This is a genomic window from Oceanisphaera marina (assembly GCF_014643915.1).
Classification (GTDB): Bacteria; Pseudomonadota; Gammaproteobacteria; order Enterobacterales; family Aeromonadaceae; genus Oceanimonas; species Oceanimonas marina.
On record NZ_BMKE01000046.1, the window covers coordinates 1 to 9,197 of the forward strand.

Annotated in this window: 6 protein-coding genes and 1 tRNA gene; 4 read left to right on the forward strand and 3 right to left on the reverse strand. The window is 54.8% G+C overall.

The features are described from left to right. Positions 1-28 precede the first annotated feature (28 nt). Positions 29-105 (forward strand) — tRNA-Asp (locus tag IEW52_RS15235). Between the two features lie 640 nt (positions 106-745). Here the strand turns inward: IEW52_RS15235 and istB are convergent. The 3 genes from istB to IEW52_RS15250 form a co-directional block, all read right to left on the reverse strand. Next, on the reverse strand, positions 746-1,483 hold the full coding sequence (gene istB / locus IEW52_RS15240) for an IS21-like element helper ATPase IstB (protein WP_110973478.1): 738 nt from the start codon (positions 1,481-1,483) through the stop codon (positions 746-748). Further along, positions 1,477-3,036: an IS21 family transposase gene (gene istA, locus IEW52_RS15245; RefSeq protein ID WP_188630940.1), complete on the reverse strand. Its 1,560-nt coding sequence runs from the start codon at positions 3,034-3,036 to the stop codon at positions 1,477-1,479. The genes istB and istA overlap by 7 nt, the downstream gene beginning before the upstream one ends. Positions 3,037-3,257: 221 nt before the next feature. Continuing rightward, on the reverse strand, positions 3,258-3,440 hold the full coding sequence (locus IEW52_RS15250) for a helix-turn-helix domain-containing protein (protein ID WP_110973476.1): 183 nt from the start codon (positions 3,438-3,440) through the stop codon (positions 3,258-3,260). A gap of 99 nt (positions 3,441-3,539) precedes the next feature. On the opposite strand from IEW52_RS15250, the gene IEW52_RS15255 reads away from it, so the two are divergent. From IEW52_RS15255 to IEW52_RS15265, 3 genes are all read left to right on the forward strand, one after another. After that, positions 3,540-4,559, forward strand: coding sequence for a hypothetical protein (locus IEW52_RS15255; RefSeq protein WP_138763660.1), 1,020 nt, complete (start codon positions 3,540-3,542; stop codon positions 4,557-4,559). A 467-nt stretch (positions 4,560-5,026) separates the two neighbouring features. Next, positions 5,027-6,589 carry a methyl-accepting chemotaxis protein gene (locus IEW52_RS15260; protein WP_188630941.1) on the forward strand — a complete coding sequence of 521 codons (1,563 nt, stop codon included), beginning with the start codon at positions 5,027-5,029 and terminating at the stop codon, positions 6,587-6,589. Between the two features lies 1 nt (position 6,590). Next, positions 6,591-8,327, forward strand: a complete 1,737-nt coding sequence (locus IEW52_RS15265) for a GGDEF domain-containing phosphodiesterase (protein ID WP_188630942.1) — start codon at positions 6,591-6,593, stop codon at positions 8,325-8,327. Positions 8,328-9,197: the final 870 nt, after the last annotated feature.

The window sequence follows — 9,197 nt, forward strand, 5'->3', positions numbered from 1 at the left end:
AATTTAGTCCCGTACTATCAAGCTTTGCGGAGTGGTAGTTCAGTTGGTTAGAATACCGGCCTGTCACGCCGGGGGTCGCGGGTTCGAGTCCCGTCCACTCCGCCACATTTTAAAAAGCCCTTAGCTATTGATAGCTAAGGGCTTTTTGCTTTTTTATCCTCGCTAATCCTCTTTTTTCTCCCTATGTCAAACTCACCTCCGTGACCAAACCGTGACCATTTGGTGACCATCCACCTATTTTGACCGGTGTTCAAAATAAGCTCGCCATGTCATACCAATCTGTAAAACTAACTTATCAAAACCTTTGCCACGGAACCCACTGTGGGCGCTGCTGGTTCTGACACTTTATTCCAATGGTTATGACCCACCTACGCTGGAGGTTCTGACCATCCTTTCCAGTGATTGTGATCCACTACGCTGATGATTCTGGCCCACCCGCCAAGGGTAATATGGATGCAATTTCAAACCGCCTTGACTCCATCAAATGCACGTCGAGAAAATTAGTTCAAACGCCTATGCTGATCTGGGCACACCACATGCGAACACAATGCAGCGCAAAGCTATGCTCGTCGTGCGTATCAGTGATGTTATTTCCGCTTTGGAGGCTTGGTTAAAGGGACATTTTCGAGATGCCGACGAAGCCGTAGTGCATGCCTGCTTACTCCACCTGAGATGCAGCTCACTGACTCGGCTATTTTCGCGGGCGCGAAAATAGCGAAGGGGACAATGCCCCCTCCGCTATCGGTCACTGCGCCTTGACAGCCTGCTTGCGCAAGGACTCGCCCTTGAGCCCAATACGGTGTGATCGGTGGACGATGCGATCCAGGATGGCCTCGGCCAGCGTGGCGTCGCTGAACATGCTATGCCAGTGTTCCGTAGGGAATTGACTGGTTATGATCAGTGAGCCGGTCTGCATGCGTTGATCGACAATATCCAGCAAGGTATACCCCACAGTGGGTTCTACCGGTGCCAGCCCGAAGTCATCGAGGATCAGCAGGTGGACTTTGCTCAAGGCCGTTCGGTACTTGGGCAGGGAGCCGTCGCCAATGGCGATTTGCAGCTCTTCATAGAGCTTCGAAGCGCTTTTATAGATCACCGAGTAGCCCTGCCGGCAGGCCTGGCTGCCGAATGCACAGGCGAGCCAGCTCTTGCCTGTGCCGGTGGCACCGGTCAGTAGCAGGTTCTGTTGCTGACCGATCCAGGTGCAGCCCGCCAGGCTGGCGATCACTTGCTTATCCAGGCCTCGACTGCTGCGGTAGTCAACATCCTCCAAGTGTGCGGCATAGCGCAACTTTGCCTGTTTCAGCAGCCGAGATAGCTTGCGATTCTCGCGCTCGCTGAGTTCACGATCCACCATCAGGCCCAGGCGATCATCGAAGGGCAGTTCCTGCATGCGCGGCAGTTCAAGCTGGTCGCGGTAGGCCTTGGCCATGCCGGACAGTTGCAGTTGCTGGAGCTTGCTTTGGGTCTGCTGGTTCAGCATGTCGAGCGTTCCTTTTCATCAGCAAAGTAATGGGCACCACGCAGGTTTTCGTGAGCCGGTGTCGAGCTGGGTAAAGCTTTCAGGCCAGGGCGCTTGTCGGGTTGCTCGCGCAAAATGGATTGCAGGCTTTTCAGGGCGAAGGTCTTGATGGTCAGCGCATAGGCGCAGGCCTCCTCCAGTCGGGCATCGCCATGCAAGCGAGCTTCTTTGCGCAAGGCGCTGGCAGCCTTGTGCCCGTTGGCCACATCGGTACGTTCGGTCAGGTGATATTGCAGGTGTCGCAGCAGTGCTGGCCCGACTCGCTCGCCCCAGGCGAGCAATGCGGCGGGTTCACTGTCAGCGTAATACTGGTGGTTCGGCGGCCTGTGCTCCGGTTGCATGCTGATGCCGGAAACATACTGTCGGAGATGACTGCTGACCCGCAGATGATTGTGAAAAACCTCCACGACCTCGCCAGTAGCGCGGACATCCACTTGCTGCTGAACTAATCGGTTCGGTACTGAATAGTGGTGGTTGTCGTACTCCACCAGGTAGTCACTGCGCACCCGTACCTTGAAGCGCCAGTCGGCATGCTCATAGGCGTGGATTGGCAACGGCTGGAGCGCAGGCTGCTCCACCTCAACGAACAGGCTGTGCCGACTACAGCCGGGCTGTCGCTTGAAGGGGCGTTGATTGAATGCCGGTAACAATTCCAGGATGGCCTGATTGAGTTCTGCCAAGCTGAAGAACCGACGGTGACGAAGAGCTGCCAGCAGCCAGCGCTGAACCAGTTTCACTCCGGCTTCCACCTTGCCCTTGTCTTTGGGTTTGCGCGGACGCGCCGGCAGAATGACGGCTTGGTAATGCTGGGCCAGTTGCTGGTAGATCAGGTTGAGCTGAACTTCATCCTTGCCATGCTTGATCACCGCCGCCTTGAGGTTGTCGGGAATCAGTAGGCGGGGTACACCTGCGAAGAAATTGAAGGCCTGCACATGGCAGTGCATCCAGTCTTCAATCCGTTGACTCCACACGGCACAGGCGAAGGTGTAGCTGGAGTAACCCAGCACACCAACAAAGATTTGTGCCAGGCGCGGTTCCGATTGACCTTCCAGATAGATCGGCATGGTCTTGCCGGAAAAGTCCAAAAAGAGCTTGTCGCCAGGCAGATGAAGCTGACGCATTGCCAATGGTTGTTGTTGCAGAAAGCTGCGATAGCTGGCCGTAAACTGCGAATAGGCGATGCCGTCTGGCTCGGTGGCCCGCCATTCACGCCAGAGCAGTTCCAGGGTGACGCAAGGATTACGCATTTCAGAATGCACCCAGTTCCAGTCGGGGCAGGCTTTCAGGCGGAAGCCGTTGAATGGCTTGATACCCAAGCGCTCATAAAGCTGTTCGTCGCTCCATTCAGCAAGCTGACCCACATCGAGGGCAACGTTTTCTAAGTGCCGGCACAAGCGCTTGAGGCTGTTGCGCGAAAGCCCGGTGCTATGAGCGATTTCGCGTGTCGATAAACGTGTGCCATAGTGCAGGCGCACGGCTTCGCGCAGCAGGCGCGGTTCAATCCTGACTCTCATCCATACTCCTTCTTGCCCTGTGGAGGGCGCTTAACGGCAGGCAGTACCTGCCCCTCGGCCTTGACAGCCGATAGAAGGACGCTGAGAATCCACAAGCGTTGAAGGTGCTTATGTCATCTAGAAAAAGGCTCGGAGTTGCTGCTCCGGTCTTTTTTGCGTCCACAGTTTTTCTTGCTCGCATGACCTAATTGATAGCGTGATGTCCTGTAGTTTTCTGGGCTTTAGTGGTCGTGGCTGCCGGATACTCCAGCCTGCGCGGCCAGCCACCGTTCGACCTCCTGCTTGAGGAACAAGCGGCGGCGACCGACGCGAAACGAAGGCGGCATCGGCAAGCCCATGCTCAATCGGTTGCGAGCCGTATGTTCAGAAATTCTGAGAATCTGACTCACCTCCATGAGTGTCATCGTATCCACCGTTATCCCCTTGCCTGAGCTGCAATATCCCGATAACGCATGCTAGGCAGTTGGTGGATACCTAGCTACTAGCCAGACTGGACACTTGATTTGCCTCTCTACCTGAACGATGAATTTCTCGATTCTTTCGTATACGAGGATGTGGCGGTTGCCCTCTGGGCAATCAGGCTGCACGCTGCTGACATCGCTGTTACGCCGGCAATCGCGCTGCGACTGATCAGGCAGTATCTACAGCCCTTGATCCCACCTGAGCATTGCCATGTGCTTTATGGGCAGCGCATAGCGACCTGGAATGGCATCTGGGGAATTTATGCCGAGCTGGGATGTTGCGTTGGCAAGAGTAACACCCCTCTGCTGTTTGAAGTAATGAAGGCAGTGGAGCTTATCCATCACTACACGACTTGGCCGCCAAGGGAGTACACGTTCCCGACTGTCATTGAGGTCACCTACTTCCTCAGCATGTGTACTCAACTGAAGATTTCCGTGCAGAGCCATTTGCGCTTGGAAAATGGCCTGCGACTTGATCCGTTCAGCTTTTGCACGCTGTGTTGGCGGCAGCCATTGCCAGGAAGAAAGCTCTGCGCACACCATTCCCCCAATGTTCCGCTTCAGGATGAGGTCGGAACGAAAGCTGCGGCGGCCCGCTACAAATCAGGCGTTCGCCAAAGAGAGCGGTTCGATAAGGCGGTAAATCGCATCCTGACCAGGGAAGTGACGGAGTTCCATGAAGGGCTCTTTACTCCCGTGGTGCTGTTCCCCGAACAGGGCATTGTGACTTGGCTGACTGAGCGTCGCCCGTTGCTGTGGCAGTTGCTCGGGGAACGACAGCAGCAGCTCAACGATACGAATGCCGTGAGCATGCTGGTTGATCTATTGCACTGTCCTGATGGCCTGCCACCCAAGGCCAATCAAATTTATCGACTTATCAATCAGCATCTGTACGAGCATCCATTACTGATCTGGCCGATGCTAATACGGGCCGAGGGGTGGCATCGCTGCCGCTCGGATGTGCGAGGGCAATGGGGAGGAAAACGCTCTGGAGCAGGGCGTCCTATACGGCTCGAGAGCGAGTCGTTACCTGCTTCTTTATATGCTGATCCACAGAGCTAGCAGGCTGCTGGCTGATAGATGAACTTACAACTGAGCGGGGCAGCGCCTTCCCCAGCTAGGTACGCGACGACAGGATCGTCAAGCGTTCGCGGGCGTGCTCGTGGAGCATTTGTGCCAGATGCGCATCAGTCTGTGGCAGGGGCGTCAGGCAGCGTGATAATACATCGTACGTAGCTCAAAGCCTGTTTGAAGGCGCCCCGTCAGCGGGCGTAGCGAATCACTCAGCGGTGTCAAGCTCCGGAGGGCGCGTACTCCACTTTGGCAAGTTGCTCAGCAAGGCAAGCTACTGGCAGCATGCTGCTCACGCATGGTATGGGACGACCGCAAAAACTGACTGCAACTGCCCGGTTTCACTCAAAAGATATACGACCAATTGCCGATTCAGCTAATCATCCGGGATGCTAAAATAGCTTTTTGGTAAGATGGCTTTTTGTTATCATTGAATATTGGTTCAGAGGCTTTACTAGATGAAAAACAATGGTCATGTCACCACGAAAGAACGCGATTTCCCTGGAACTCAACGCCTGATTACGACTACGGACACGAAAGGCACCATTACTTATTGTAATGATGCCTTCGTCAGCATTAGCGGCTTCGAACGCGATCAGCTGCTGGGGTCAGAACACAATATCGTGCGCCATCCGCATATGCCGGAAGCGGTATTCGCACACATGTGGAGTCACCTTAAGGCCGGTAAGGCTTGGATGGGTATCATCAAAAACCGCTGCCAAAACGGTGATTTTTACTGGGTCAGCGCCTATGTGACGCCGATAACCGAAAATGGCCGGGTAACGGGTTATGAGTCTGTACGGGTAAAGCCAGAGGCCGAACAGGTGCGTCGGGCCTCTGCACTGTATGCAAGCATGCGCTCTGGCGCAGCAACCAGCTCAGCAGAAGCAAGCTCGCGTTTCTTGCGTAAGTTGGCTATGCCTCTGTTTGCCAGCCTGCTTGTGTTGGCAGCGAACTTTTTCTTGTCTCCTGCAATAGCCATAGGCTGCGCAGTGGTGGCCATATTTGCGTTGCAGGCTTGGCAAAGTCGGACTACCGAAAACCTGCTATTTCGTTTACAAAACACGGTACATGGGGCCTTCGATAGCGAACTAATCGCCCGAACCTACACCGACCTGACTGGCAAGCCCGCCCAGATACAAATGGCCTTGATCAGTGAGCGCGCGCGAATTAGTACCGTACTTAGCCGTCTCGAAGACTATGCCGACCATAGCTCAGAGTTGGCCCAGCGCAGTGGACAATTGACCAGCAGTTCTGAAACTTCCTTGCTGGCTCAGCGCAGTGAAGCCGATATGACGGCAACTGCCATGCATGAGATGGCGGCCTCGATTGCCGAGGTATCAGCACATGTTCATCGCACCGCAGATGAGGCGCAGCGGGCTAATACACTGGCTCGTAACGGCTCTGCCGAGGCTGGCAAGACACGCGACGTGATCGAGAACTTGGCACATACGGTGTCCGGGATTAGCGATTCGGTGGAGGCATTGGCGCGCGACACTCAAGCTATTGAACAGGCGGCGGGCATGATTCGGGCAATTGCCGAGCAGACCAACTTGCTAGCCTTGAATGCGGCCATCGAGGCGGCACGGGCCGGTGAACAGGGCCGGGGCTTTGCCGTGGTGGCAGATGAAGTACGAGCCTTGGCATCGAAGACCCAGGAGTCGACCAAGGCTATTCAGGACATCATCAAGACACTGTTGGCGGGGGCGCAGAACGCGGTGACGATAGCCCAGGCCGGCACCCAAGAGGCCGCCGCCGGTGTGCAGCAGGTGATCGCTACCCAGGAGGCGCTGCAAGGAATCAGTAGCGCCGTTGACTTGATCCATGACATGGGCCAGCAGATGGCGGCGGCATCAGAAGAACAGGCGCATGTCGCCGAGGATATTTCCCGGCAGATCACGCGCATTGCCCAAGCCTCTGACCATAATGCCGAGCTGGCGGGAGAGTCCGCGCAGGTGGGCAACGACTTGAAACAGACATCACATGCCATGCATGCACTGGTTGAGCGCTTCGGTAACTGAAATGAGAAAACCGGGAGAGAACAATCAGGTGCCTGACGGGGCGGAACCGAATACATGGGATGGCCTGGAGTCAGCGCTTGCCGGTGCCATTTTCAATGCCGCTGTAGATGCCATCATGGTCATCAACGCACGCGGTATTCTCCAGGCGGTTAACCAGTCTACACAAACGCTTTTCGGCTTCAGTTCGGACGAGATGCTCGGCAAGAACATCTCCATGCTGATGCCAGCACCGTATGCCCAGGAGCACGACAGTTATTTAAACAACTATTGCTCCAGCGGTGAGCGCAAGATCATCGGCATTGGCCGAGAGGTCACGGGCCAGCGCAAAGAAGGCAGCTGCTTTCCGCTGCATTTGAGCGTCAGTGAGTTCAGTCAGGATGGCCAGCAGTTATTCGTCGGCATCTGCCACGACATCAGTGAGCGCCGTAAGTTCACCGAGCACATTGCCTTTCTGGCCAAATACGACGGGCTTACCGGGTGTGCCAATCGACGTGAGTTTATTGAAGGGCTGTCCAGAGCCATTGAGGCTTGTCAGACCAGTGGGCGGAACATTGCGGTGTTGTTCATCGATCTGGACGGTTTCAAGCAGATCAACGACAACCATGGTCATCAGGTTGGCGACCGCTTGCTCAAGCTAACAGCTGAGCGCTTTCAGAAAACCTTGCGCGATAGTGACTTATTAGGTCGGGTGGGGGGAGACGAGTTCGTCGTCTCTATCATTCTAGATTCCAAAGGGGAAACAGCCTCCCACATCGCCGCACGGTTGATGGAGGCGCTGAAGGAGCCATTCGTCATTGATAATCGGGCACTGAGTGTTGGCGCAAGTATCGGCATCAGCCTGTACCCCGATGACGGTCTGACAGCCGATGAGGTGATGAATGAAGCTGATATCGCCATGTATCAGGCCAAGGTGGAAGGAGGCGGCTGTATTCGCCTATTCGATCAAGCGTTACGTGAACGATCCGAGCAGGTCTATCGCCTGCTCAGTCGCTTGCGCAAGGCCATTTCGCTAGAGCAGTTCGAGTTGCATTACCAGTTGCAGTTCGATATGCAGACCTTGCAGCCGTGCGGCATGGAGGCCTTGCTGCGTTGGCGTGATGGCGTTAATGGCCTGGTGGCACCTGATCAGTTTATTCCTGTAGCACTGGAATACGGCCTGATGCCGACTATTGGACGCTGGGTCATTCGCCAGGCGTGCAAAGACAATATGACGCTAATCGAAACGGGCCTGCTGGATGTGGTGGTAGCGGTCAACATCTGTGCCCCGTTGTTCAGTGAAGCCGGATTCTGCGCGCTGGTTCATCAGTTACTTGTCAGCACTGGACTGCCGGCTGAGCGTTTGGAGCTTGAGATCACCGAAGGTGTGGCAATGAACTCTTCGGCCCAGGTATTGCAGACCTCGGATGAACTGCATGAGGCCGGTATCCGTTTGGCAATGGATGATTTTGGCATCGGCTTTTCGTCGTTGAACCGCTTGAAAAAGTTGCGGTTTGACAAGCTGAAGATCGATCGATCGTTCGTTTCTGGTCTTTTTGAAAGCCGTAGCGATCAAGCTATCGTGCAGGCCATTCTCGGTATGGCCAAAGGACTCAGCATGCGCACGGTGGCTGAGGGGGTTGAAACGGAGGAGCAGCTAGCCTTCCTGCGGGAGGCAGGATGCTCTCAAGGGCAAGGTTTCTGGTTTGCCAGGCCGATGCCACTACCTGAACTAATTGAGTGGTTGCGGGAGCGGCGTTAGCAGGGCAAACACTTGCCGTTGCACCGGCCCCAGTACGCCTCACGGGACATGATCCTATTGATCGCCCGCCTTGAAGTCTTAATCGGCGGCCCCTTGAAGAGTATCTGGGAAGAGGCTCATAACAAGCTTGGCCTTGTTATGAGCAGGCCACGAGCAACTTTACAGGGAACGTTCTCAATCAGGCCAATCACACTCCTTTGCATTACTAGCGGCTATACCGCACATACATACGGTGCCAACGGTCATAGGCTTCTGGAGTGTCGTGCCAGAGAGGGCCGATTCGGGCAATTCAGAAGAACACCGTCTCGACAAAGACCTCAACTATCTCTGGCCGCCAGTCACTGTCACTGAATTTGCCCATCAATAACACCTCGATTCATTGCCAGTGATCATCACGCAGCCAATACCGACAAATCCCAACTACAAAAAGCAGCGAGATACTGGCGGCACCTTCGGCATCAAATGAGAACACCGCCTAGCACGCTGAGCGCGCGATTGCATGGGTGCAGCACAGGTACGATTCGTCCCAACTCTTGCCGGTCAAAACCATCAGCGCGGTGGATCACAATCACTGGAAAGGATGGTCAGAATCTCCAGCATGAATGGGCCACAATCTCTGGAACTGAGTGTCAGCATCACTGGAATACACAACCCACGGAAGAACACGGAAAAATAGTGATCAGATCTGAAAAGACCACTCTATGGGTAAGAGCCAAACATCACAGCCTGAACTAGAGGAGCTCTTACCCTATACAGTATTAATCACTTAAGCAATCACGTATAACGTATGTGGAATTCACTTCCTACTCCCTTTAGCAACATTGAAACTTCAGTCAGTAGCTGATCTTTTCTCCAGGAAATAAAGCTGCG